19 protein-coding genes and 2 tRNA genes are annotated in these 25,454 nt (G+C 36.3%); 13 read left to right on the forward strand and 8 right to left on the reverse strand.

Annotated elements, in window-relative coordinates; translation table 11 throughout:
* The first annotated feature begins 3 nt into the window (after nucleotides 1–3).
* The 5 genes from Q4493_RS07835 (at nucleotide 4) to Q4493_RS07855 (ending at nucleotide 4,658) form a co-directional block, all read left to right on the forward strand.
* Complete coding sequence (locus Q4493_RS07835) at nucleotides 4–759, forward strand: ABC transporter substrate-binding protein (protein ID WP_303451201.1); 756 nt, start codon at nucleotides 4–6, stop codon at nucleotides 757–759.
* 195 nt (nucleotides 760–954) lie between these two features.
* Nucleotides 955–1,362 carry a hypothetical protein gene (locus Q4493_RS07840; protein WP_303451204.1) on the forward strand — a complete coding sequence of 136 codons (408 nt, stop codon included), beginning with the start codon at nucleotides 955–957 and terminating at the stop codon, nucleotides 1,360–1,362.
* A 241-nt stretch (nucleotides 1,363–1,603) separates the two neighbouring features.
* Entirely contained in the window at nucleotides 1,604–2,026 is a 423-nt protein-coding gene (locus Q4493_RS07845; RefSeq protein WP_303451540.1) for a MerR family DNA-binding protein, read from the forward strand.
* Nucleotides 2,019–4,277 carry a heavy metal translocating P-type ATPase gene (locus tag Q4493_RS07850; protein WP_303451207.1) on the forward strand — a complete coding sequence of 753 codons (2,259 nt, stop codon included), beginning with the start codon at nucleotides 2,019–2,021 and terminating at the stop codon, nucleotides 4,275–4,277. Before Q4493_RS07845 ends, Q4493_RS07850 begins: the two co-directional genes overlap by 8 nt.
* A gap of 24 nt (nucleotides 4,278–4,301) precedes the next feature.
* On the forward strand, nucleotides 4,302–4,658 hold the full coding sequence (locus Q4493_RS07855) for a cupredoxin domain-containing protein (RefSeq protein WP_303451209.1): 357 nt from the start codon (nucleotides 4,302–4,304) through the stop codon (nucleotides 4,656–4,658).
* 322 nt (nucleotides 4,659–4,980) lie between these two features.
* Here the strand turns inward: Q4493_RS07855 and Q4493_RS07860 are convergent, their stop codons facing one another.
* The 3 genes from Q4493_RS07860 to Q4493_RS07870 form a co-directional block, all read right to left on the reverse strand.
* Nucleotides 4,981–5,616: a hypothetical protein gene (locus Q4493_RS07860; RefSeq protein ID WP_303451212.1), complete on the reverse strand. Its 636-nt coding sequence runs from the start codon at nucleotides 5,614–5,616 to the stop codon at nucleotides 4,981–4,983.
* A gap of 89 nt (nucleotides 5,617–5,705) precedes the next feature.
* Nucleotides 5,706–8,492 (reverse strand): VPA1269 family protein, encoded by a 2,787-nt coding sequence (locus Q4493_RS07865; protein WP_303451214.1) that lies wholly within the window; start codon nucleotides 8,490–8,492, stop codon nucleotides 5,706–5,708.
* A gap of 321 nt (nucleotides 8,493–8,813) precedes the next feature.
* Complete coding sequence (locus Q4493_RS07870; protein ID WP_303451217.1) at nucleotides 8,814–10,334, reverse strand: hypothetical protein; 1,521 nt, start codon at nucleotides 10,332–10,334, stop codon at nucleotides 8,814–8,816.
* A gap of 260 nt (nucleotides 10,335–10,594) precedes the next feature.
* Here Q4493_RS07870 and Q4493_RS07875 point away from each other — a divergent pair.
* The 8 genes from Q4493_RS07875 to Q4493_RS07910 all read left to right on the forward strand — a co-directional run bounded on the left by Q4493_RS07875 (nucleotide 10,595) and on the right by Q4493_RS07910 (nucleotide 19,954).
* Nucleotides 10,595–10,670: transfer RNA gene (locus Q4493_RS07875), tRNA-His, on the forward strand.
* A gap of 34 nt (nucleotides 10,671–10,704) precedes the next feature.
* Nucleotides 10,705–10,781 (forward strand) — tRNA-Pro (locus Q4493_RS07880).
* A gap of 588 nt (nucleotides 10,782–11,369) precedes the next feature.
* A complete protein-coding gene (gene tig, locus Q4493_RS07885) occupies nucleotides 11,370–12,677 on the forward strand; it encodes a trigger factor (protein ID WP_303451262.1) in 1,308 nt (435 codons plus the stop codon).
* 127 nt (nucleotides 12,678–12,804) lie between these two features.
* Entirely contained in the window at nucleotides 12,805–13,404 is a 600-nt protein-coding gene (clpP, locus tag Q4493_RS07890) for an ATP-dependent Clp endopeptidase proteolytic subunit ClpP (protein ID WP_303451542.1), read from the forward strand.
* A gap of 91 nt (nucleotides 13,405–13,495) precedes the next feature.
* Nucleotides 13,496–14,776 (forward strand): ATP-dependent protease ATP-binding subunit ClpX, encoded by a 1,281-nt coding sequence (clpX, locus tag Q4493_RS07895; RefSeq protein ID WP_303451264.1) that lies wholly within the window; start codon nucleotides 13,496–13,498, stop codon nucleotides 14,774–14,776.
* Nucleotides 14,777–14,921: 145 nt separating this feature from the next.
* On the forward strand, nucleotides 14,922–17,279 hold the full coding sequence (gene lon, locus Q4493_RS07900; RefSeq protein WP_303451266.1) for an endopeptidase La: 2,358 nt from the start codon (nucleotides 14,922–14,924) through the stop codon (nucleotides 17,277–17,279).
* A gap of 289 nt (nucleotides 17,280–17,568) precedes the next feature.
* On the forward strand, nucleotides 17,569–17,841 hold the full coding sequence (gene hupB, locus Q4493_RS07905) for a nucleoid-associated protein HU-beta (protein WP_184424172.1): 273 nt from the start codon (nucleotides 17,569–17,571) through the stop codon (nucleotides 17,839–17,841).
* A gap of 205 nt (nucleotides 17,842–18,046) precedes the next feature.
* Nucleotides 18,047–19,954 carry a SurA N-terminal domain-containing protein gene (locus tag Q4493_RS07910; RefSeq protein ID WP_303451271.1) on the forward strand — a complete coding sequence of 636 codons (1,908 nt, stop codon included), beginning with the start codon at nucleotides 18,047–18,049 and terminating at the stop codon, nucleotides 19,952–19,954.
* A gap of 183 nt (nucleotides 19,955–20,137) precedes the next feature.
* Here the strand turns inward: Q4493_RS07910 and Q4493_RS07915 are convergent, their stop codons facing one another.
* From Q4493_RS07915 to Q4493_RS07935, 5 genes are read right to left on the reverse strand one after another with little or no spacing between them, the layout of a single operon-like run.
* Nucleotides 20,138–20,920, reverse strand: coding sequence for an ATP-binding cassette domain-containing protein (locus Q4493_RS07915; RefSeq protein WP_303451273.1), 783 nt, complete (start codon nucleotides 20,918–20,920; stop codon nucleotides 20,138–20,140).
* 1 nt (nucleotide 20,921) lies between these two features.
* Nucleotides 20,922–21,911: an oligopeptide/dipeptide ABC transporter ATP-binding protein gene (locus Q4493_RS07920; protein WP_303451277.1), complete on the reverse strand. Its 990-nt coding sequence runs from the start codon at nucleotides 21,909–21,911 to the stop codon at nucleotides 20,922–20,924.
* The gene (locus Q4493_RS07925) at nucleotides 21,911–22,804 is read right to left on the reverse strand and encodes an ABC transporter permease subunit (protein WP_303451279.1); all 894 of its coding nucleotides are present in this window, start codon (nucleotides 22,802–22,804) and stop codon (nucleotides 21,911–21,913) included. Before Q4493_RS07925 ends, Q4493_RS07920 begins: the two co-directional genes overlap by 1 nt.
* The gene (locus Q4493_RS07930) at nucleotides 22,791–23,822 is read right to left on the reverse strand and encodes an ABC transporter permease subunit (protein ID WP_303451282.1); all 1,032 of its coding nucleotides are present in this window, start codon (nucleotides 23,820–23,822) and stop codon (nucleotides 22,791–22,793) included. Before Q4493_RS07930 ends, Q4493_RS07925 begins: the two co-directional genes overlap by 14 nt.
* A gap of 1 nt (nucleotide 23,823) precedes the next feature.
* Nucleotides 23,824–25,449: an ABC transporter substrate-binding protein gene (locus Q4493_RS07935; protein WP_303451284.1), complete on the reverse strand. Its 1,626-nt coding sequence runs from the start codon at nucleotides 25,447–25,449 to the stop codon at nucleotides 23,824–23,826.
* Nucleotides 25,450–25,454: the final 5 nt, after the last annotated feature.

The following is a 25,454-nucleotide window of genomic DNA, read 5'->3' on the forward strand; positions in this document are numbered from 1 at the left end:
TTTTTGATATTAATTTTAATTGTATTTACTTTTTTATATTCACCATTTACGTTTTCTAAGAATTTAGAACTGGTCTTTCAAGCAAAGGAAGTAAACAAATCTGTTTATATGTATTCAGAAGATAATGGACTAACTTTTGAAGGCATAATGCCAAGTATCTTGAATAGGGTAGCAAAAAAATCAAATATCAAAATATCCTTCTATCATGTCCCTTCTTCTAGGGTAGAAGAGTACCTTTTTACTAATAAGTTGGATGGTTCTTTGATGAATAAAGAGTGGCTAGATAACCCTGAAAATTTTTTATTCACAAAACCTTTTTTAAAGTATGGTTACTTTTTATTTAGTACGAAAGCTATAAACGAAAAGCAAGGTTACGAGAATTATCTAACAGGAAAGAGAATTTGCACTCATAGGTCATATTTGTATCCTGAATACCCTGTCTTATCAAAGCTATTTGATGAGAACAAATCAATTCGTATAGATAGCGAAAATGATTTATCCATGCTTAAAATGTTGTTAAAAAATCGGTGTGAAGTTACCATTATTGACGAACATACTGGGGATTGGTTGATAAATAACCTGTTTAAGAACGAATCTTTATATCGTTCAAATAAGCCAATATTTAATGTTGAATTGACTATGGCATTTACAACTCAATGGCAGCCATTTGTAAAGGAAATTAATAACTATATTGATAAAATTAACAAAACCAATGAAATGGAGAATATAATAAAAGAAGCGAAGGCTATAAAATATTAACTTATCAACATAATCAATTGAATACAAATGTTAGTAATAAATTTTAGAACATTAAACCGCTTTAAAGGTTTTGTTTCTAATAACAATAATGTATTAAATTGGCTTGCAACAAAGCATAGATTTAACACTTTCCTTTGATCTAGAACATGATAATTTATTGATAATCAACTAGTATAGATTTGTGTGGAATTATTTATGGTTAGTCCAGTGTCTAATTTTAAAGGTTTTATTGTGCTTGTAATGATTTTGTTGTTAACACAACAAAGTTTTGCTGCCTTTATGCCTATGAACTGTGAAGACATGAAAGGTGCTTCTGTAGCTGCCCAAGAAAAGAATTCACACAAAACCTCCCAAATGCACGAACACAACTCTGTATCAAAAGACAAAATGGCTTTTCATGAAGAGTGTGATATTTGTGACTCCAATGATTGTCGCTGTGGTGAAATGGGAGGATGCTTTACCTCATACTTCTTAACCACAACTCAAAAATCAAATAATGGATTTATGTTATTTGTAGATCATGGCAAAAGATTTTTATCTCCAGATGAACACCCCTACTCAGGTGTCTATTTACACCCTTTTAGACCTCCTATCTTTATTTAAAAACAGGATCAGTTCGTTTTAAAACGTATTCTGATCGTTCTAAACCTTTTTAGGTCTTTGCTGTGAACTGTGCGCTGGTGGTTTATATCTCTCATCTGTCGTGTATTGGTGTTTTTGTGTAATGCTTTTTAGTAAATAAACCTAATTTGATAACTTGACATGTGTCTTAGACACAGGTGTAAGCTAAACATAAGTAATTAGAAACGTACTTTGTTTTGAAATGATATAGGGGGGCTACTTGATGAGAGTAACGGAATTAGCAAATGCTATGAATACAACACCAGATACGGTGCGCTATTACACCCGGATAGGTCTAATTTCTCCGGTCAAAAGCACTGAGAATGGCTACAAATCTTATGGCAAAAAGATACAGCAGAGATTGAAATTTATCTTAAGTGCTCGGAAGTTAGATTTCTCAGTAGAAGAGATAAAAGAGATTTTGACTGAAGCAGATAAAGGTCACACTGCCTGTCCACTGGTAAGAGAAATTGTAGAGCATCGCCTTGCTGAAACAGAGAAACAATTTCAAGCGGCATTACTATTAAGAGAAAAATTAAGAAACGCAATAAGTGATTGGCAGACTAAACCGGATAAAGATCCTACTGGAAGTATGATCTGCCACCTTATTGAGGGAGATCTAGATGACGGAGGTAATGATGAATAAATTAACAAGCAACCTCGTTAGCAATAATACTCAAGAATTGATTATTGATGGAGCTAGTTGTGCTAGTTGTGTTGGTAAAATAGAAGTAGCGCTGAAAGGTGTTCCTGGTGTCGATAAGGCAGAAATGAATTTTGCTTTACGGACTGTTTCAGTAACAGGGAAAGTAGGTGTTGATATTCTAATTAAGGCCATCGAAGGCATAGGTTATAACGCCAAATCAGCAAACGAAACTAGTGATGATGAATTGTTGGATGAAAAAGAAGTAGCAGATCAAAAATACTATGCCAGCTTAATGAAGCAGATGTGGATTGCGCTTGGTTTAGGTGTTCCGTTGATGATTTACAGTATTGCTGGTGGACCTATGACGGTTGAAACAACCCTAGAACGAGGTGTCTGGCTATTTATTGGGCTTTTATGTGCCGCCATCATGTACTTTGCTGGTAAGCATTTCTATATCGGTGCATGGAAATCATTTGTAAATCACAGTGCCAATATGGATACCCTAATTGCTTTAGGCACAGGCACTGCGTGGATTTATTCGATGGTAGTTGTTTTCTTTCCAATGGCGTTACCTGAGATGGCTAGGCATGTCTATTTTGAAGCAACTGCAATGATCATTGGTTTGATTGATCTAGGGCTAGCTTTAGAAGTAAAAGCGCGTGGGCGAACCAGTGAAGCGATAAAACGATTAATTGGCCTTCAGGCAAAAACGGCTCGCGTAGTTCGTGATGGCAAAGAAATTGATATTGCGATTGAGCAGGTGTTACTTAACGATGTTGTTCGGGTTCGACCCGGAGAGAAAATTTCGGTAGATGGTGTTGTCATTCAAGGACATACCTCTATTGATGAGTCGATGCTAACAGGTGAGCCAATGCCTGTTGAGAAGGTTGAAGAAGATGAAGTGGTAGCTGGCACATTAAACAAATCAGGCTCAATTTTGTTTAAAGCGACTCGTGTTGGTAAAGATACTTCATTAGCTCAAATTATTAATATGGTTAAACGAGCGCAAAACTCTAAACCGCCTATTGGTCGCTTAGCGGATGCTATTTCAGCTTATTTCGTACCAGTGATTATGATTATTGCCATTGTCAGTGCGCTTGTTTGGCTTAACTTCGGTCCTGATCCAACATTAGCTTTCGCTGTTGTTTCGGCAACAACGGTTTTGATTATTGCTTGTCCTTGTGCGCTTGGTCTAGCAACTCCGATGTCAGTGATGGTTGGAGTAGGTAAAGCTGCTGAAGCAGGTGTGCTTATTCGCAATGGTGAAGCATTACAAACCGCATCAAAAATTACCACTATGATCCTAGATAAAACAGGAACGATTACCGAAGGCGCTCCTAAGGTTACCGATGTTCTTATTGCTGATAGTAAATTCACCAAACAGTACATCTTAACGATTGCATCAAGTATTGAAAGTGGTTCAGAGCACCCTTTAGCCCAAGCCATCATTGACTCTAAAATTGAGCAAGATATTGAACCACAAGCAGTTACTGGCTTTCAAGCTATAGCAGGTTATGGTGTTAAAGCGCAATTTAATGATCATCAAATACTTTTTGGCAATCTAAAATTGATGTTGAAAAATGATGTTGAATTAAATGACTTTGTTGCAAAGGCACAAAATCTTGCTGATGAAGCAAAAACACCTATGTATCTAGCTATTGATAAGAAGCTGGCGGCAATTATCGCAGTTGCTGATCCAATTAAAAAAGATTCAATTGAAGCCATTAAAAGACTAAAAGCTAATGGCATACGTGTAGTAATGCTCACTGGAGACAATAGAGCAACTGCCAATGCTGTCGCTAAGAAAGTTGGCATCACTGAAGTATTTTCTGAAGTTCTTCCTGAAGATAAATCCAATAAAGTGGCGGAATTACAAGCTCAAAATGAAATCGTCGGTATGACAGGAGATGGTATTAATGATGCCCCAGCATTGGCATTGGCCAATGTTGGATTCGCCATTGGTACTGGGACCGATGTGGCAATTGAGAGTGCTGATATCACCTTGATGAGAGGATCACTCCATGGCTTAGCTGATGCAATAGCTATCAGTAAAGCGACCCTTAGGAATATCAAACAAAACCTGTTTGGTGCATTTATTTATAACGTTGCAGGAGTTCCATTTGCAGCAGGTCTACTTTATCCATTTTTTGGATTGTTATTAAACCCAGTAATTGCAGGTGCAGCAATGGCTTTCTCTTCATTAACGGTTGTAAGTAATGCAAATCGATTGAGATTGTTTAAGCCTCAATAACATTAAATAAAAGGAAGAAATGACATGATGATCATTAATTTAATTGGGTTGGTACTAATAGCGTTAATTATCTGGTGGTTTTGGTTATATAAACCAGCAAAAGCAATTGATTCTACTATGGAAAGTGTAACCGTTATCGTAAACAACGGTGTTTATAACCCCTCTAGAATAATAGTAGCAAAAGGTAAAGAAACGACTATCAATTTTCTTCGAAAAGACGGGAGTCCTTGTGCAGCAACAGTCATTTTTCCTGATTTTGAAGTCAGTGAAGAGTTACCTGTTGATGAAAGTAAAGCGATTGAATTACCTTCTATGGCACCGGGTCAGTATCCGTTTCATTGTCCAATGAAGATGTATAGCGGCACTTTGATCGTTGAGTAGGAATATTTTGAGGACGAAAATGAGCAACAAACAAAAATCTTTTTGGTCAACTGTATAGTCCCTAACTCAAAAGTCACTAGCTCTCAGCTTATTTTCAAAGCTGATCGAGCACTTTATAAGGCAAAAGGGGAAGGAAGGAATAAAACAATTTGCCTTATAGACAGTGAAAACTACTAATAAATAAGTAAGATAAAAATTTTCAGCTACAACAATAAACAAAAGCTCAATTCTTTATATCTTTAAATATCTCTTAAAAGTTTTAGATTAAACTTTTAGTTTGTCCAAAGACAATTAGAATTTTTAGCGCAATTTTCAATTCAGGCTAGGCTTCTGGTGGAGTATGCAAATTAATAATTATTTCAAGAATATCCTTTAAACCCGTATCACTTAACACCTCATCACGCTTTATCGCATTTAGTGCTATTAGCTCTCCAGACTCACCAAAACCAACATGGCTAGAGTGCGATACTTTTAAAAAGTCTCGCAACACTCCAATATCATCCTCATCTAAAGTTAACTGTTGTGACTCTTCATAACTTAATTCAGCTAAAGGTTTAGATAGGGTTAATTTCGGATTAGAACGTACTTCTTTTAACGTGTTTACTTGATTGCGTAATCCTTTAACTTCACCAAGTAATAATGCCATTTTATGTCTTAATGTTAAGTCTTCTATCTTAACAAGATCGGAGTCTTCTACGAATGACTCAGGAATAGTATTTTGTAGATCTTTGCTTGATAAATTAACAGCATTTGCGGTAGTTGAGTGCTCAATCCATGCGTCAATTAACAACCTGTAAGCATTTGTCGTTTTTCCATTCACCTCTTTCTTATTATAGTAGATGGTTCTCGGTTTAGTGATGATACCCTTTGAACTCAAAATTGTTATTATCGCTGTAGGTGAAACAATGCCACCTGAGCTTGTTATTTTTTGACTCGTCTCATGGATGTTCGTAAGCATTTGTTCTGTCGTTGGGGTCTTTGCTTCATTCTTTAATTTGTTATATGTCGCAATAACTGTATCTAAAGAGATTTTTTTCATATTCATTATTATTTTTTCTCGTTATTTAATGATGGAACCGAATTGGCTTTTAAAAGGTTGTTTATGTCTGTAGCTTGCTTTTCTATACCAAGCTCTGCCAAAGTAATTGAGCCATTATGTAAATTTTCAGACTCTTTTGCCCCAACTTTTGAAAGTAGTAATTTTGCCATAGCATCAGAAGCTGCTTCTTTTTCTTCTTCAGACAATGGTGAAAATGATATTGGATTAGCGCCATTGTTTAATAATATCTGATCAATAAAGTTGTTCCGTTCTAATTCAACTCTAGTATCTGATATTTCTGGATAAATTCTACTTGCTTGAACAAGCAGATCTTTTAAATGAAAAGCTGATGTTTCAATAAAATTTGTTTCTTCACCATATTCGACTTCGATAGGGATTAATTCATTACCCTTGGTAAAACTCTCAATATCGCCTTTACTGGCAATTTCTCTGACTTCTTCGAGTAAATTATATGTCGCATGAGCATCCATGATTATTCGATCTAATTCTTCAGATTTGGTTTCAATAATAGTATTGAACGACTTGATTTCGTCAATTGTTTCAGGAGGACACAGATGAATTTCTTTTCGTTTTTTATAGTTATATTGTTCTTTTTTTAATACAGCCTGCTTCTTCTTAATAGCTTCTATATCTGTACTTATCTTACTGATGTTTTCCAATAGTTTATTACCGTGTAACCACAGTTCAATCATCCACGGTACACCAGTGACTAAATGGCGACAACGAACACAATTTCCACGGCCACCGATAACAGCACCGTATTTAGCTTTTGATGATTTGGTTGCTTTTTTAATGACCTCACCACCATCATCACAACGTGTACCACCAAAAGGACAAATGCCCATGCCACTGCCGCCCCATGTTGCCATATGACTTCTTGATAGCATCAGGTTTTGTACACCTTCTTTTTGGTTTGCAACCAAGTAACGCATGGCATCTTCTAATGTTGCGTCTTTTAACCAACGTTTTAAATTTTCTTTAGACTTGTTTTCTAGGTCTCTTTTGGCTTTAGATAATATGTCTGTAATATGACCATTGGAATATTTGATGTAGTATATCGTCATTAATATCGTGGAGTGACCTGCGATTATTTTACTGATCACCTCTATAGGAACACCTGCTTCAGCCAAACTTGTAAGGCCAGCTACTCGTAAACCATGCGGTGTGAATATTGAACGCTCAGGCTGATTTGTTTGTGAATTTCGTTTAGTGATTATAGTTACATCATGACCTTCGGCCTGCACTCGCTTCTCAAGCTCTTCCATCAACAGCCACCAAAATCGCATTAGTTGATTATTTGTAGCAGGGTAGCCAGCTTTTGAGTCTAATGGACTGCGAAATAGATAAAATCTATCAGGCGTTTGTGCTATTACAGATTGAGAAGGTTTTGAGTCACTATTTATGCCCTTAGGCATATCTTTATATGAGGCAGGGTTTGCAACAGGAAAGTATTTTTCTTGCCATTCTCGTAGAGTATGAAGGTGGTTGACTAATATTTCATTATGCCATGGGATTGTATAACCAGATTCCGGACCAAAACCAACAGCAGCATCTTTGGTTTTATTTGTACTAATATAAAACCCAACAGACTCTTTTAGACCTGTGATATTTTTTGTCAGTACACCTCTATTAGGCTTTTGTTCTGAACGACTTGACCAATAGTTTGCATGTGGAGAATCATTGTTAACCCAAGCTTTCATGATCGGGTTGTATTTTTCTATATCACCTTCACCAGAATCCAACATTTGAACTTGGATCTTTCTGAGCGGGATCTCAATCATTGTCAAAAACGTATATGTTTGAGCTGGACACCAAACTTTCTCAAGAGTATTCGTTTTTTCATTAAACCAATCAAAATACTGAGACTCAATAGACTTAGGCCACTTAAAGTCATCTTCAGTTAGAATTTCGTTCAAAGTAAGTAGAAAACTTGTGGGTATGACTATTTTGTCTGACTCAGCCAAACCTTGAGAAAAAATGCCTGTTAGCTTTTCATATTGGTAGTTAGAAATGAGTGGATAACCGATTGATAGTACGTCACCATCTTCACTATCTTGCATATAGTTTTCTATAATATAGATAGAGAATTTATAAAGATAGCTGAGATGTTTATTGTACGAGTTAGGATGTTTTTCTTTGAACGAGCGGTGAATAGATTCGTGCCTTTTTTCACTCAAATATTTAAAAGGTTCTTGAATATCTTCTGGTAATGTATCTAAATAAATTAAAAAATGTTTAACTGCCGATAAATGGTTTTTTGAAGATTTTATATGTTCATCATCAATCCACTCATTGGCGAGTGTAAACCATTGTTTTTGATTAGGTGTTAGTTCGCTCTCTAAAATAGAAAGGTTAGTTGAGCGTTTAATTTTTGCATATTGTGCAAAAAAGTCATCTTTTGATAGATGAGTTAGCATTAAGCCTATTTTTCTAAAGGCTATTTGGTATCTTTCTTTAATGCCCTCATTATATTTGAGGGTCGGTACTTTAATTTGATCTAGTATTTCTTTCCAAAGCTCAGGAGTGACTTCTTTTAAGTTTTCAACTTTCCCATGCTTAATTATTAACAATGCTAAGGTGAAGATATCTTTTTCTACAGCCGCCTTAGTTTGTTCTTTTATTTTTTTTCCATGAACATTAACTTTTTCAAAAAGCTCAAGACACTCTTTGTGTATTGAAGAAGACCTAGCTTGTTCATCTAAATTAGCAATGCTCTTGAGTAATGTTGAATAATCATCAACATGTAAAGGTTTAATCAACTCGGCAAATGACATTTATTCTCACCCTATGTTTTTATTTATCTATGGGAGATTCAAAAAACTCTAAATTATTATGAATATATCCTTTGCTTCAATTAGGCTTTCTAAACAACTTTATTTAAAGAGAGTATACTTGAATTTTATTCTATTTGAAAGTTTATTTTCATTATTATCTTTTTATATCAGTAGGTTAGGTACTCGTTGTGTGCTGTTGTTCTAAAGTTTTAATTACTAACACCAGCCAGATAAACGCTAAAATAGTAATATAATGACCGAAAGAGCGTGACAGTAATAAGGGAAAACACCATCTGTTATCTGCTGAATTACTAATTAACGTTAAATGTTCAATGGCTTGTTTAAAAAATCAAAGCTTGGCTTAATGTACAAGGCATCTCTTGCTTCATTTAGTTTCTGTTGAATACCTTCGTTGGTAGGTTTGTTGTATGCTTCTTGAGATAAAATACTTCGATGCTTAGCACATTTTTGGATGACTTTATTAGGAATACCAACATCTGTAAGGGTTCCTAGATAAAAATGCCTACTACCATATGGAGTGGTTCCATATTCCTTCCCTCTAGGGATTGTTATCCCTAATACTACTTCTACTTTATCTAATGCTCTTTCAAATGCACCAATATAAGCACTAACACTGTAAGGTAGCCCTTGATAACTTTTTCCTGTGTTATGATCAATTCCAGCAGAAACAAATAGAAATGGGTGGGTCGGATTACCCTTTTTTGTTGCTAACAATTCTAATTTGGGGCGGTACTGATTGATGTAATAGATGTACATTGTATTAAAAAGTATTGCTGCTCCTTTGTGCATAAAAAACACAGGAGCGCTTAAAGAAGAATCGAGTTCTAAGTCTTTCCAATTAGCTCTCATACTTTTAATGGGATGCCTATAGCGCGGTAACATTCCTCTTTGAGCTAAATACTCTTTTCGAGTAACATTTTCTCCAGCTATAAAAGTAGAAGCTTCGATAGGATGTCTTAAAAACACTTGGGAATCATAATTGCTATTCATATCTAAAGGATTTACATCATTAATCCATAGATGAAAGGGTTCGCTTTCCCTGATCCCACCGAAAAATAATAACAGTGTAATCATCTTTGCTGTTATGTCTTCTTGATCACCCAGCAACTGAGCATTTGGATCTTTTATAAAACCATATTCAAATAAAGGGGCAATCAACTCTTCTGGAAATCTTTTTGCTTCAGAACTTGTTCTTGAGCGACTACCCGAAACACCAAGATTACTAATATTGTTCGTGTTTCTGTTTTTAAGTTTGATTGCTTGTTTGTTGGCTTTATTTAAGTGACCTAAGAAACTTCTTTTTTTGATTTTAATTGCTGTATGTAAAAATTTTAAAGATGCCACTTCATCAACAGGCTTGATGATTTTATTATTTTTCAATAATGGTGTATTAATAATATCTTCATTATCACAATAGTCTTCAAAATCTAAAATAGCGGAGCATAATCTTTTTGATACATCTAATGAAGATGGAGGCCAGTACAGTTTTAATTTATCCGAAGCTGTTTCGTTATCAATTGTTCCATTTAATAGTGCCCAAGAGAAAAGCTTAAATGTAGTTCGGTGAATCTGAGGATTATGGTAATTAACAAAGCCTTCTAATGCTCTACAGTAATCAAAGAATAAACCTACAGCTCTAGCTCTAGTTTGCATCCATTGATAACTTGCAGAAGGATTTGATATGAAATACTGAATAAGGGACTCCATCCTAGTAATGCCACTTGGAGTATTTAAATATAGAACAGGTATAGCTAGACCTTTCATGTGTTCTACATTTTGTTTTATAACTGTATGATATTGAGGAGTTGGACTATGCTTCATTATTACTCTAGCTTTGCTTACTATTTAATCTCTGATTTTAAAGTAACATTTACTAGGGGGTAAAACAAATTTAATATATTTTAAAAAGAGGTTGCTTTTTAGTATTTAAACTCTATAATGCACCTATTCCTTGCTTAGGCAGGTAATAGCAGGTAACTCTGTTTAGGATGAGATACGAGCAACGCCCTTCTAAGGCGTGGGTCAAAGGTTCGAATCCTTTAGGGCGTGCCATATAACACAGGCGTGCCAAAGAAATTATGGTGGCTATAGCTCAGTTGGTAGAGCCCCGGATTGTGATTCCGGTTGTCGTGGGTTCAAGTCCCATTAGCCACCCCATTTTTCTTCTACCTTGATGAAAAATAGAATATATCGGTGATTAGCGCAGCTTGGTAGCGCACTTGGTTTGGGTCCAAGGGGTCGCAAGTTCGAATCTTGCATCACCGACCACTTCTTTAATATATACCTCAACAAAGTAATATTCTCTAAAAAACTAAATATTCAAGTGATGATGAGAGCTTGCGAAGCAAGTCAACAAAATTGTCTGGAACAATTTTGCTCGCGAAGCGACCCGTAGGGCGAAGTACAGGACGTACGGAGTCATCTTGCATCACCGACAATTTTTTATTATTTATCTCAGCCTCACAAGATTTAGCAAGTTAAAAAATGTCTTTATACGAAAATCTGATACTCTTTTGTTAAATGCCATGCATTTCACTACCAATGTGAATACTTTATAAAGAGCCAGTTAAAAGAAAAACACCTTATTTTTTCAATCTTTTTATTGATATATCGATATTTTTACCTGGTTTCTGAAAATTAATTGCATTCCCCCCTCGACTCTTGTTAAAACCATCGCTATAATTTTGCGTCATTATTTTTTAATCTGAACATCTTTTATTCGCATCTTTAATTAGAAAGCGGGTTCTAAAGCTTTTTAGCTAAAGGATTGCGGGCAATTAATGTATCGTTAATTGTTCACTATAGATAGATGCGTTATTGAAAGCGTAACAAAGCGCTAAGTATTGAGGTAAGTAAATGCAAGTTTCAGTTGAGACTACACAAGGTTTGGAACGTAAATTAACTATTTCTGTTCCAGCAGATAAAATTGATGTTGAAGTGAAAAACCGTCTTCGTCAAATCGCTAAAACGCAACGTATCAATGGTTTCCGCCCTGGTAAAGTTCCACCGTCAGTTATTCAAAAGCGTTACGGCGCATCTGTTCGTCAGGAAATTGCTGGTGAAGTCATGCAACGTAATTTTGTTGAAGCTATCATTGCAGAAAAAATTAATCCTGCCGGTCGTCCTCAATTTGTTGCTAAAAGCAATGAAGATGGTAAAGATTTAGAATTTGAAGCAACCTTTGAAATCTACCCTGAAGTAGAAGTAAAAGATGTTGAAAAAATTAAAGTTGAACGTCCAGCGGTTGAAGTAACTGACAAAGATTTAGATGAAATGTTTGTAACTTTACAAAAGCAGCACCAAACGTGGAAAGAAAACAAACGTAAAACTAAGAAAGGCGATAAATTAACTATCGATTTCTTAGGTCGTGTTGACGGTGAAGAATTTGAAGGCGGTAAAGCTGAAGGTTTCGAATTAGAACTTGGTTCAAATCGTATGATCCCAGGTTTTGAAAAAGACATCATTGGCATGAAAGTTGGCGAAGAAAAAACTATCACAGTGACTTTCCCTGAAGATTACCATGCTGAGAATCTTAAAGGAAAAGAAGCTGAATTTGATATTAAAGTAAATAAAACTGAAGGTCCTGTATTACCTAAAGTTGATGAAGATTTCGCTAAGTTATTTGGTGTTGAAGAAGGTGGTGTTGAAGCACTTCGTGAAGAAGTGAAGAAAAACATGACACGTGAATTAAATCAAGCCGTTAAAGCTAAAGTAAAAGAGCAAGTGATTGAAGGTTTACTTGAAGCGAATGACCTTGAATTACCTAGTGCATTAGTTGCTCAAGAAGTAGATGTGTTACGTCAACAAGCAATGCAACGTTTTGTGGGTCAAATGGATCCTAAGAACATGCCTGAACTTCCTGCTGATATGTTTGAAGAGCAAGCTAAGCGTCGTGTAAAAGTTGGTTTATTACTTGGTGAAGTTATCAAAACCAATGACTTAAAAGTTGATGAAGCTAAAGTAAATGAGTTGATTGAATCAGCAGCATCTGCTTATGAAGATCCTCAAGAAGTTATTGAGTATTACAAAACTAATAAAGAAATGAATCAACAAATGCAAAACGTTGCTTTAGAAGAGCAAGCTGTTGAGGTATTAATTGCTTCTGCAAAAGTGAAAGATAAAAAGTCTAGCTTTCAAGATGTAATGAATCCTGAAGGTAAATAAGCTATTTTCATTGACAATAGCTTAAGCAATCGCTTAAATGGCTTATATGGAAACATATGAGCCATTTTTTTATATTAAGGAAAAATAGTTGTTTACTTCTCAAAATAATTCTCAAGATCTAACAAGTATCACTGAAAGCGCATTAGTCCCTATGGTTGTTGAACAAACAGCGAAAGGTGAACGTTCTTATGATATATATTCTCGCCTTTTAAAAGAACGTGTAATTTTCTTATGTGGTCAGGTAGAAGACCATATGGCCAACTTAATTGTTGCTCAGTTACTGTTTTTAGAATCAGAAAGCCCAGAAAAAGATATTTATTTATATATTAATTCGCCGGGTGGTTCAGTAACGGCGGGTATGGCTATTTATGATACGATGAAATTTATCCGTCCGAATGTTAGTACGGTCTGTATCGGCCAAGCGGCAAGTATGGGCGCGTTCTTATTATCAGGTGGTGAAAAAGGGAAACGTTATTGTTTACCAAATGCACGAGTGATGATTCATCAACCTTTAGGCGGCTTTCAAGGGCAAGCATCTGACTTTGAAATTCATGCTAAAGAAATTCTTTATATCAAAGAAAAAATGAATAAATTAATGGCTGAACACACCGGGCAGTCACTTAAAAAAGTTTCAGAAGATACTGATCGTGATAACTTCTTAAGTGCAGAAAGTGCCGTTGAATATGGATTAGTTGACTCCATATTAGAACAGAGACTTGATAAGTAATTAAGAAAATAATTACTTCACATTGTTATCTGTGAAATTTATGAAATACTTAACAGTATTAGTGTTTAGAATTTAAGATTAGAGGTACCGTATGACCGATATTAAAAAAGGTGACGGTGATAACGGAAAGTTATTGTATTGCTCTTTTTGTGGCAAAAGCCAACATGAAGTACGCAAACTTATTGCAGGTCCGTCTGTATTTGTTTGTGACGAGTGTGTTGAACTTTGTAACGATATTATCAGAGAAGAGATCAAAGAGATTTCACCAAAGGAAGAAAAAGAAAGTCTTCCAACGCCTGTGGAAATCAGAACCAGTTTAGATGATTACGTGATTGGCCAAGATCACGCGAAGAAAGTGTTAGCGGTTGCAGTGTATAACCATTATAAGCGTCTGCGTAATGGTGACTCTCACAATGGTATCGAATTAAGTAAAAGTAATATCTTACTAATAGGACCAACAGGTAGCGGTAAAACCTTATTAGCGGAAACCTTAGCAAGATTGCTTGATGTGCCATTTACTATGGCTGATGCTACCACGTTAACCGAAGCCGGTTACGTTGGTGAAGATGTTGAAAACATTATTCAAAAACTTTTACAAAAATGTGATTACGATGTTGAGAAAGCGCAACGTGGTATCGTATATATAGATGAAATTGATAAAATTTCTCGTAAATCGGACAACCCGTCTATTACACGTGATGTATCAGGTGAAGGTGTTCAACAAGCATTATTAAAACTTATTGAAGGAACGATTGCTTCTGTGCCTCCTCAAGGTGGTCGTAAGCATCCACAACAAGAGTTTTTGCAAGTTGATACATCAAAGATTTTATTTATTTGTGGCGGTGCATTCGCAGGCCTAGATAAAGTAGTACAACAACGTTGCGATGTAGGTACAGGTATTGGTTTTGGCGCTGAAGTTAAATCGTCTGATCAAGGTAAAACATTAACTGAGCGTTTCCAAGATGTTGAACCTGAAGATTTAGTGAAATATGGTTTAATTCCTGAGTTCATTGGTCGTTTACCGGTAGTAGCAACATTAACGGAGTTAGATGAAGACGCTCTGATCCAAATTTTACAAGAACCTAAAAATGCGCTGACTAAACAGTTTACTGCGTTATTTGATATGGAAGATGTTGAATTAGAATTTAGAAAAGATGCGTTACATGCTATTGCCAATAAAGCCATGGTAAGAAAAACTGGGGCACGTGGTTTACGTTCAATTGTTGAAGGTGTTCTACTTGATACTATGTATGAGCTACCTTCGATGGATAATGCCGCTAAAGTTGTGATCGATGAAACGGTAATAAAAGGTGAATCAAAACCAATTATTATCTACGAAACACCGCAAGATAAAGCAGCCTCAGATAGCTAAACACTTGTCTTAAATTACGAGTTAAACAATAAAAAGAGCCAGATTGGCTCTTTTTTTTATTCATTTGTTGAAAGATAATCTATTATCCCCATATAGATTTTAACATCATTATAATTATCTCCTATCGATTTCCAAGAGAGTACCTATGTCTGAAGAATTAGCTGAAGTAACCCAAGTTGCTGAAATTCCTGTTTTAGCTTTGCGTGATGTGGTTGTTTATCCACAAATGGTGATCCCATTGTTTGTTGGACGAGAGAAATCTATTCGCTGTTTAGATATAGCGATGGAAAGTGATAAACAAGTCTTTTTAGTGGCGCAAAAAGATGCTGCTATTGATGATCCTACCGACGACGATGTATATCGAACTGGTACTGTCGCCACTATTTTGCAAATGTTAAAACTTCCTGACGGTACCGTGAAAGTATTGGTAGAAGGGGTACGTCGTGCTGAAATCACTGCTTTTATTGAAACCGAAGAATATTTTACTGCCGCGATCGATTATTTAGCACTTGAAACTGCTGATGTTGAGCATATAGAAATCTTAGTTCGCTCAGCCATTTCACAGTTTGAAGGTTACGTTAAACTCAATAAAAAAATTCCACCAGAAGTATTAACCTCGTTATCTGGTATTGAAGATCCTGAACAGCTTGCAGATACCATGGCTGCTCATATGCCATTAAAATTGGCTGAGAAGCAAAAAGTTTTAGAAATAAAAAATGTTGCTGAACGTTTAGAACATTTAATGGCATTAATGGAAGGTGAAATCGACTTATTACAAGTTGAGAAAAAAATTCGTACTCGCGTTAAAAAGCAAATGGAAAAAAGCCAACGTGAGTATTATTTGAATGAGCAAATGAAGGCCATTCAAAAAGAGCTAGGCGACGATGAGGAAGGCGCTAATGAAGCTGAGCAAATTGAGAAGCAAATTGATGAAGCTCAAATGCCAAAAGAGGCGAAAGAAAAAACCTTAGCCGAATTAAAAAAATTAAAAATGATGTCACCCATGTCAGCCGAAGCAACGGTCGTCCGCTCGTATATTGACTGGATGATAAGTGTTCCTTGGAAGAAGCGTAGTAAATTAAAGCGTAATTTAAAACTTGCTGAAGAAGTGTTAGAAACAGATCATTACGGTTTAGAAAAAGTCAAAGAACGTATTCTAGAATATTTGGCCGTACAACAACGCGTTTCACAATTAAAAGGACCAATACTTTGTTTAGTGGGGCCTCCAGGTGTGGGTAAAACCTCTTTAGGGCAATCAATTGCTAAATCTACTGGCCGTAAATATGTACGTATGGCATTGGGTGGTGTTAGAGATGAAGCTGAAATCAGAGGGCATCGCCGTACATATATTGGCTCACTACCAGGCAAGTTAATTCAAAAAATCGCGAAAGCTGGCGTGAAAAACCCATTATTTTTATTGGATGAAATTGATAAAATGGCCTCTGATATGCGTGGTGATCCGGCTTCAGCTTTGCTTGAGGTGTTAGATCCTGAGCAAAACAGCAGTTTTAACGACCATTACTTGGAAGTGGATTATGACTTATCAGATGTGATGTTTGTCGCCACTTCAAATAGCATGGATATACCTGGTCCATTATTAGATCGAATGGAAGTGATTCGCTTATCGGGTTATACCGAGGACGAAAAACTTAATATTGCTAAGCGTCATTTACTGACTAAGCAAATTGAACGTAATGGCTTAAAAGCCAAAGAAATTGAGATTGAAGACAGTGCCATTATTGGCATTATTCGATACTACACACGAGAAGCTGGTGTTCGTAGCTTAGAGCGTGAGGTTTCAAAATTATGCCGTAAAGCGGTTAAGGCAATATTACTTGATAAGTCATTGAAAAAAATTACTATTAATCAAGATAATTTATCTGAATATCTTGGTGTGCAACGTTTTGATTACGGTAAAGCGGATGATGAAAATAGAGTAGGTTTAGTGACCGGTTTAGCATGGACCTCAGTAGGTGGCGAGCTTTTAACGATAGAAACTGCTTCAGTGCCGGGTAAAGGTAAGCTTTCTTACACAGGTTCACTAGGTGATGTTATGCAAGAGTCTATTCAAGCGGCTATGACGGTTGTGAGAAGTCGAACAGAGGCATTACGCATTAATGATGATTTCTATGAAAAACGTGATATTCATGTTCACGTTCCTGAAGGTGCAACACCAAAAGACGGTCCAAGTGCAGGTATTGGCATGTGTACCGCGCTCGTTTCAAGCTTAACAGGTAATCCAGTTAAAGCGGATGTAGCAATGACAGGAGAAATAACATTACGTGGTGAGGTATTACCGATAGGCGGATTAAAAGAAAAATTACTGGCGGCACATCGTGGTGGTATCAAAACAGTTGTTATTCCAAAAGATAATGAACGTGATTTAAAAGAAATTCCTGATAATGTGAAAGCTGATTTAGCAATTTATCCGGTAAAATGGATTGAAGAGGTCTTGGAAATCGCTCTTGAAAATCCAGTGGAAAAATTTAAATTGGCCGATTAACTACTGAAATTCGCTGTTTTTTTGTTTAAAAACACAAAAAAAATGAAAAAAATGATAAAAAAATGCAATTAGGGCTTTTCAAACGCTGAAACTATGGTAAGTTAATGAAGCTTAAAGCCCTAGACCCCAATGTAGATAAGGGGTCTAGTTAAGATAAAAAAAATTGTCTGTTTTTAAATTTCTTTAACTCAGTGCTTGATGTTCAAAAAGAAGCTTGATATAAAAGTTTCTGCAGGACGCTAAAAACAGAAGATAGCGCTGAATAATAACAATTGAAGGGGAATACACTGTGAATAAATCTCAATTAATCGAGAAAATTGCTGCGGGTGCTGACATTTCTAAAGCTGCGGCTGGTCGTGCATTAGATTCATTTATTGAAGCGGTTACAGAAGAGTTAAAAAGTGGCGAGCAAGTTGCTTTAGTTGGTTTTGGTACTTTTTCAGTACGTGACCGTGCAGCACGCACTGGTCGTAATCCACAAACTGGTGCAACTATCCAGATTGCTGCTGCTAAAATACCATCATTCAAAGCTGGTAAAGCTTTAAAAGATGCATGTAACTAATCACAGTTGCTTTTAAGTATTTTTAAGACCACCTTCGGGTGGTCTTTTTATTTGAAAATTAAAATTTTACTTGTTGTCGATAATTAAAATAACGAGTTTTTTACGATTATTGTAATCTGTTACTTCAAGGTCGGCAGCACATCTGATAAGATCGCGCGCAATAAAAAATACTTTCGTTAAACACACCTAGTGTAAAGAGAAAAAGATGTTAGAAAAGATAAGAGAAAACTCTCAGGGGTTAGCGGCAAAAATTATACTTGGTTTAGTGATTTTAACATTCGCACTTGCTGGTATAGGTAGTTATACAAATAGCGTAGATACATCAGTTGCTGAAGTGAATGGTGAAAAAATCACGCAAGCTGATTTTGAAAAAGCTTACCAAAATCAACGCAACAGAATGGCACAACAGTATGGCGATATGTTTGAAACTTTATCAAGCGATGCAAACTATATGGCCAACTTTCGTAAAAGTGTGGTTGATAGCCTGATTAACCAAACCTTAGTTGATCAAGCTTCAGCAAACATGTCAATTCGCGTTTCTGATGATCGAATTAAAAAAACAATTCTCGAAATGCCTGAATTTCAAGTAGAAGGGGTTTTTGATAATAACCGTTACTTAGCATTAATCAATCAAGCTGGGTTTTATCAATCTTCAGATTTTCGTGATTATTTACGTGTTGAAATGACGCGTCGCCAACTAACACAAGGCTTAGTTGCTAGTGAATTTAGTTTACCTTATCAAGAAGCTCAATTAACGGCGTTGCAAAGCCAAAAGCGTGATATTCGCTTTGCGAGCATTTCTGCTAAACAGTTTGAGCAAGGTATCGAAATTTCTGATAAAGACATTAATGATTATTATCTTGCTAATCAAACACGTTTTGAGAATCAAGAAAAAGTAAAAGTAGATTACATTGCGATTGATGTGAATGATATTGCTCAAACTATCAATGTTTCTGACGAAGATATCAGCACTTATTATCAAGAAAATATGGCTAACTACCGTAAAGAAGTGCAACGTAGAATTTCGCATATTTTAATAGAAATCTCAGATGATGAATCTGCAGCTGAAGCACAAATCAAATCAATTCAAGACAAGCTTGCGAATGGCGATGACTTTGCTCAAATAGCTCAAGAATTATCTGCCGATACTTTTAGTGGTGAAAATGGCGGTGATTTAGACTGGTTTGAAGCGGGAATTTTTGGTGATGAGTTTGATACAGCCGTTGTAGCTTTGAATCAAGTCGGTGAAGTTAGCAATGTTGTTAAATCTGATGCTGGTTTACATTTAATTAAATTAACTGATTATCAAGCGGAAGAAATACAAGCATTAGCGGATATTAAAGATGAAGTTACTGAAGCAGTAAGTAAGCAAAAAGCTCAAGATAGATTTTTTGAATTACAACAAACGGCTGCACAATTAAGTTTTGAAATTCCAGATAGCTTAGAAGACGCAGCAAGTGCAACCGGCGTTGAAGTTTCTACTTCAGCATGGTTATCTCGTTTTGGTAATGCAGCGCCATTTGATAATGCTAAACTAATTGATGCCGCATTTTCAGACATGATCATTCAAGAGCAATTAAATTCTGATATTATTGAAGTAACTGACAGTTTAGCCGTTGTGTTGAGATTAAATGAATATCAAGCAGCACAAGTTAAGCCATTAGCTGAAGTTTCAGAAGAAATAAAAACCATATTAATTGCTCAAAAAGCGAGTGAAAAAGCGCAAACAATTGCAGATGAGTTATTAACGTCATTTAAAGCGGGTAGCGATATTTCAGAACAGTTAACGGCTCATGGTGCTAGTTTTATTGTTAAAGCTGATGTTGCGCGATTCGGTAGCGATGTGGATGCAAGTATTACTCGAGAAGTGTTTAAATTACCACACCCAGCTGAGGGGGCTATTTCAGCAACAACAGTCAATTTATCAAACGGCGACTTGGCAATTGTTGAAGTTCAAGCGGTTAAAGCTGGTGAAAGTAGCTCACAAGCAAATTTTGCTGAACAATATACTCAGCAATTAGCGCAATCAGGCTATCAAAGTTATGTTGAAGCTTTACGAGACGAAGCAAAAATAACGCAGCGTAGTGTTGTTGATACAACAAGTCAGTACTAATTGGCGTTACTTGATTGATTATTAAAGGCACCTTTTGGTGCCTTTTTTGTTTGTTGTTTTTCTTAATTTTTAAATGATTTCATAGAGTTAGACGATTAGGGCGGGTTGATCTTGCGAGGTTAAATTAAGCTGATAACCCAAAAGGGCAGTTTTCTATTAAGTTTTACAATAGAAGCTGGAGGATTAGTTGTTAGGAAGCTTGAAATGCTGATTCATAATAAGCTTTTTAGTGTATTTATGTTGAGGATTCTTTAATAATTGTTGGGTATCACCCACTTCCAATACGCGCCCCTTACACAGCACCATCATTTTATCACTGAAATGTCTAACAATACCTAAATTATGAGAAATCAAAATATAGGCTAAGCCCATTTGTTGTTGAAGATCGAGTAATAGGTTAATCATTTGCGATCGTAAAGAGGGATCTAAAGCTGCAAGTGCTTCATCTAAAATAATAACTTGAGGCTTTAAGATAATCGCTCGGGCAAGAGAAATTCGTTGTTTTTGCCCGCCTGAAAACATATGAGGATAGAAACTCATATGCTCACCTAGAAGACCCACTTTTTGTAATGTTTCTTGAATTAACTTATTACGTTCAAGTTCAGTTAAATCGGTATTTAACCGTAAAGGTTCATCAAGTAATTGTTGAATGGTTAAACTAGGGTTTAACGTAGTGCCAGAGTCTTGGAATATCATTCTAATATGCTGACAACGTTGTTTAAAATTACCATGCTGTAGCATCTGCCCATTCAGCTTGATGTTGCCCGTCGTCGGTTTTTCAGCCCCTACGAGTAATTTAGCTAAGGTCGACTTGCCTGAAGCCGTTTCACCGACAATCGCTAATGTTTTATAGGCTTGTATATCAAAAGATAAAGGTTCAAGTGCAGGTATTGATTTTCGGTTGAACCAAAAGCCATTGAGTTTATATGATTTACTTAAATTACTGACTTGTAATAATGAAGTCATGTTAATAACTTCCCTTTAACGAGTAATGGCAACTGACTTGGTGACCATGATAATTCTTAACTTTAGGTGCTTGAACACAGGCTTTTTGTGCCTTTGGACACCTTGGTCCTAATCGGCAACCAATAGGTAAATGTTGTAAAATAGGTATACTTCCAGGCAAGGTCATTAATCTTGATTTCATCGGAATTTGCATATTCGCTTTTGGACTACTGTCGACTAAAGCACGAGTGTAAGGGTGATAGGGTTTATTGAAAATATGTTGTGTTGTACCTGCTTCGACGAATTGTCCTGAGTACATAACCGTAATAGTATTTGTCCAATGGGTTACGTTTTCTAAATCATGACTGATCAACAAAATTGACATGTTTTTAAGTTGATTTAAACTCGCGAGAAGTCGAAATATTTGGTTTTGATTCGTGCTCTCCATCGCTGCTGTTGGTTCATCAGCAATCAATAGTATTGGTCTTTTCGCTAAGGCCATGGCAATCATGACGCGTTGACATAATGCTTCTGTTAATTGATGGGGGTAACTTTTGGTGCATACTTCGTGATGTTTAATACCAACTTTATGTAATAGATTAGCAGCTGCTAGTTTACGTTGTTGTTTTCTCTGCCAGAAATAACCCGTTAGTTGTTCATCATCAACCGCTTCTTCAAGCTGAGCACCAATTGTGGTGGTAGGATCTAAACAGGCCATGGGCTCTTGAAATATCATGGCAACATCTTTTGAAATAACCTTTTTTCTTTCATCGACCGATAAGCGCATTAAATCAATACCACGCCAATGAAATCGGTCGGCATCTACTTGCCATTTATCGTCTAAAACACCAACAATCGCTTGGGCTAATAACGATTTACCTGAGCCAGATTCGCCGACTAACCCTCGAACTTCGCCTTCTTTCATCGCTAAACTCACGCGATCAACAGCTAATATGGGAGTAGTTGAAGTCAACAGTTTTATAGATAAGTTACGAATGTCGAGTATATTCATTAACTTTCCTTACGGGCTTTGAGTGCGTGTCTCATACCTTCGCCAACTAAATTAGCAGCAACCACTGAAAATAAAATAGCTAAACCAGGTAGGTAAACGGTCCAAGGTGCGATATAAAATAAATCAATCCCATTTGCTAACATCGCCCCCCATTCAGGCATAGGAATAGGTGCGCCTAATCCTAAAAAGCCTAACGTGGCAATGTCTAATATTGCCGCTGATTGAGCTAAAGTAGCCTGACTAATTAGTTTTTCAATAATGTTTGGGAAAATTGAGTAATGTAAAATTCTGATTGAATTTGCACCATCGAGGCGCGAGGCTAAGACGTAATCTTTATTAAACTCTTCTGCTACGGCATTTCGGGTGATATGAATAAACTGTGGAATTAAAACCATTACTATTGCCCACAGGGTGTTATTTAATCCAGGTCCTAAAATTGCGACGATAACAATAGCTAATAATAAGGACGGAATCGATAAAATCACGTCTAAAAAGTGATTCAAAAAACTAGATTTAACCCCTTTAGTCAACGCCGATAAAGAACCTATAACGACGCCTATCACTAATGAAATTAGCACTACAATAAAGCTTAAACCGAAAGTTAATGATGTACCGTGTATAAGGCGAGATAACATATCGCGCCCTAGATTATCAGTGCCGAGTAAGTAACTGACGTCGCCATTGTCATCCCATGCTGGAGGTAGAAGCAAGCTATCTAGGTGATTTTCAACAGGAGAATAGGGGGAAATAAGCGATGAAAAAATCGCCAAAAAGCATAAAAATAGAAAACAACCAAAACCTATTTTCACTACAGGCGATTGACGAAAATGAAACCATAGTTGCATTAATGGAGAAGGGAACTCTTCTTCTTGATAAATATTATTGCGGGCCACGATGTGTCTCCCGGGCAAGAGGGTTTAACGTTGCATAAATAAAATCAGTCAATATATGAACGAGAAATATAAAACAAGACAACGCTAACAGCCCACCTTGGATTGCAGTGTAATCGCGCTGATAAATACTTTCAATTAACCAACGGCCAATACCAGGCCAACTAAAGATCACTTCTGTCACCATGGCTAATGTTACTAAATTAGCAAATTGTAAACCAACGTCTCTAATAACATTCACTAAAGCATTTCTAATCGCATGGCGATAAATAATTTGTTGAAATGTTAAGCCTTTTGCCATAGCTGCTTTTATGTAATGGGTATCTAATACATTGAGCATAGAGGTTCTGGCTAACCGTATAAATATGGTGGCAGGTGCTAAAGCGACAACACAAGAAGGTAAAATAATATGACTACTGGCATTTTGAAATGCCTGCCATTTATAAGGACTATCACTTAATAATATGTCTATAAACTGAATGCCTGTTACTTGTTTAATTTCGTACAGCAAACTTATTTGACCAGCAGAAGGTAACCAGCCTAATTGGATTGAAAAAATAAGAATGGTAAGTAATCCAAGCCAAAAAATAGGGATTGAATATCCAATCATGGCAAAAGATAAAATAAAATCATCCGCCTTTTTTCTATGGTTTATCGCGGCGATAAATCCGATAGGTATCCCGGTAACCATTGCAATGAACAGGGCCGTCATGGTTAATTCAATCGTGGCGGGTAAATGATTTAAAATTTCCCCATATATTGGTAATTGACTGGTCATTGAAACACCCCAATTACCTTCAAATAATTGATTTAAATAGATCCAATATTGCGTAATAAGAGATTCATGTTTGCCATATTCTAAAGCAACTAATTCAATTCCTTCAGGCGTGGCATTTATTTGCCCTGAAATATTTATGATTTGTTCGCCAGGAAATAAAAAGCTTAAACTGAAAGATAAAATGCTTAATATCAGCATAGTAAATAAAAATAAATTAAGTCGTCGAAGCGTAAAAATCAACATATTAGTTTTTACTCACTCCATTAAAGTCGATACCACCAAAAGCATTTAATAATGGTCCTTTAATTTTTGTGGATCTTGCTTGGAATCGTTTTGAATGAGCAATAGGCAGTAATGGGAGCTCTTCTGCGACAATGTTTAATGCTTGGAAATAAAGCTGTTTACGTTCTTTTATATCGGTTGTCAGTAAGGCGCGGTGGATAATATCGTCATATTTTTCATTACACCAAAGCGTTCTGTTATTGCCTGTTTCCGCTGACGCGCAACTTAATAATGGTTTGAAAAAATTATCGGGATCTGGATGATCAGCTGACCAACCAAGTAGAACCGCATGATGTTCCCCTAATGCGACTCGTCTTAAAAATTCTTGCCAGTTAAAACTGATGATATTAACTTGTATACCTATTTTTTGTAGATCTGCTTGAATGAGTTTTGCCATAGTAACGGCGTCTGGATTATAGGCACGTTGCACGGGCATAGCCCATAAATCTATTGAAAAACCATCGGGTAAACCTGCTTCTAGTAATAATTCTTTTGCTTTAACAATAGAATAATCTATCACTGGAATATTGCTATCGTAAGCCCAAGAAGATGGAGGTAATAGAGAAGTCGCCGCTTCAGCTTTCGCATCGCCAAAATATACCGTTTCTAAAATCGCTTGTCTGTCAATTGCATGTCCTACAGCTTGCCTGACAAGTTTATTATCAAAAGGGTATTTCGCGGTATTAAAACCTAAATAGCCAATGTTAAATGCGGTGACATCATTTAGAGCCAATTTCGGGTTTTGAGTGATTTTTTCATGAGCAATCGGATAGGCCACAATGTCACACTCGCCGGCGAGTAATTTAGTGAGTCGGCCAGTATTGCTAGGAGTTATATCAAATACGAGTTGTTTTAACGTAGTGTTACTGCCCCAATACTGTTCATGAGGGTTGTAGCGAATAAAGGAACCACCTCTATACTCTTTCAATTTAAAAGGGCCTGTCCCTATGGGTTGAAAATCTATGTTTTCCATTTGATCTTGTTTAATCAACTGCTCTGCATATTCTTTCGATAAAATTATTGCGAAATCAGTCGCTAAATTTGCTAAAAAAGAGCTATCAGCTCTATTTAGGGTAAATCTGATCGTGTAATCATTGATGCGTTCTACAGACTGAATAAGGTCAGAAAAGCCAACACTTTGAAAAAAAGGATATCTCCCCCCTGATACTTGATGATAAATATGTTCTTCATCGAGTATTCTATTAAAACTAAATAAGACATCATCAGCGTTTAGCGGTCTAGTTGGCATGAAGTAATCGGTTTGATGAAAGTTGACATTTTTTCTTAAATAAAAGGTGATTTTTTTGTTGTCACGTGTAACATGCCAAGATTTTGCTAGAGAAGGGGAGATACTATTGTTTTTGGCATTAAAAGTAATGAGTTGATTGTATAACTGTTTAGAGGTTGCATCGATAGTAACGCCAGAAGTAACCAGCTGTGGATTAAAAGTTTCAGGCGCGCCTTCACTACAATAGATAATACTATTGGCACTTAATGAAGCTTTGTTTTCAGAGTTACAGGCAAATAAGCACCAAGACATGGTAAAAAATAGCAGGCTTTGCAATTGCTTTGAAAAGTAACTCGCCACAGTAA

The organism is Colwellia sp. 1_MG-2023, assembly GCF_030546755.1.
In the GTDB taxonomy this organism is placed as follows: Bacteria; Pseudomonadota; Gammaproteobacteria; order Enterobacterales; family Alteromonadaceae; genus Thalassotalea_H.

What these genes read in the sequence shown, in the direction of transcription:
- clpX (WP_303451264.1), top strand. Translation starts at nt 13,496, where the DNA reads ATGACCGATATTAAAAAAGGTGACGGTGATAACGGAAAGTTATTGTAT.
- Q4493_RS07915 (WP_303451273.1), bottom strand. Translation starts at nt 20,920, where the DNA reads ATGACTTCATTATTACAAGTCAGTAATTTAAGTAAATCATATAAACTC.
- Q4493_RS07920 (WP_303451277.1), bottom strand. Translation starts at nt 21,911, where the DNA reads ATGAATATACTCGACATTCGTAACTTATCTATAAAACTGTTGACTTCA.
- Q4493_RS07850 (WP_303451207.1), top strand. Translation starts at nt 2,019, where the DNA reads ATGAATAAATTAACAAGCAACCTCGTTAGCAATAATACTCAAGAATTG.
- Q4493_RS07870 (WP_303451217.1), bottom strand. Translation starts at nt 10,334, where the DNA reads ATGAAGCATAGTCCAACTCCTCAATATCATACAGTTATAAAACAAAAT.
- Q4493_RS07845 (WP_303451540.1), top strand. Translation starts at nt 1,604, where the DNA reads ATGAGAGTAACGGAATTAGCAAATGCTATGAATACAACACCAGATACG.
- Q4493_RS07855 (WP_303451209.1), top strand. Translation starts at nt 4,302, where the DNA reads ATGATGATCATTAATTTAATTGGGTTGGTACTAATAGCGTTAATTATC.
- tig (WP_303451262.1), top strand. Translation starts at nt 11,370, where the DNA reads ATGCAAGTTTCAGTTGAGACTACACAAGGTTTGGAACGTAAATTAACT.
- Q4493_RS07930 (WP_303451282.1), bottom strand. Translation starts at nt 23,822, where the DNA reads ATGTTGATTTTTACGCTTCGACGACTTAATTTATTTTTATTTACTATG.
- Q4493_RS07910 (WP_303451271.1), top strand. Translation starts at nt 18,047, where the DNA reads ATGTTAGAAAAGATAAGAGAAAACTCTCAGGGGTTAGCGGCAAAAATT.
- Q4493_RS07840 (WP_303451204.1), top strand. Translation starts at nt 955, where the DNA reads ATGGTTAGTCCAGTGTCTAATTTTAAAGGTTTTATTGTGCTTGTAATG.
- Q4493_RS07865 (WP_303451214.1), bottom strand. Translation starts at nt 8,492, where the DNA reads ATGTCATTTGCCGAGTTGATTAAACCTTTACATGTTGATGATTATTCA.
- Q4493_RS07860 (WP_303451212.1), bottom strand. Translation starts at nt 5,616, where the DNA reads ATGCTTACGAACATCCATGAGACGAGTCAAAAAATAACAAGCTCAGGT.
- lon (WP_303451266.1), top strand. Translation starts at nt 14,922, where the DNA reads ATGTCTGAAGAATTAGCTGAAGTAACCCAAGTTGCTGAAATTCCTGTT.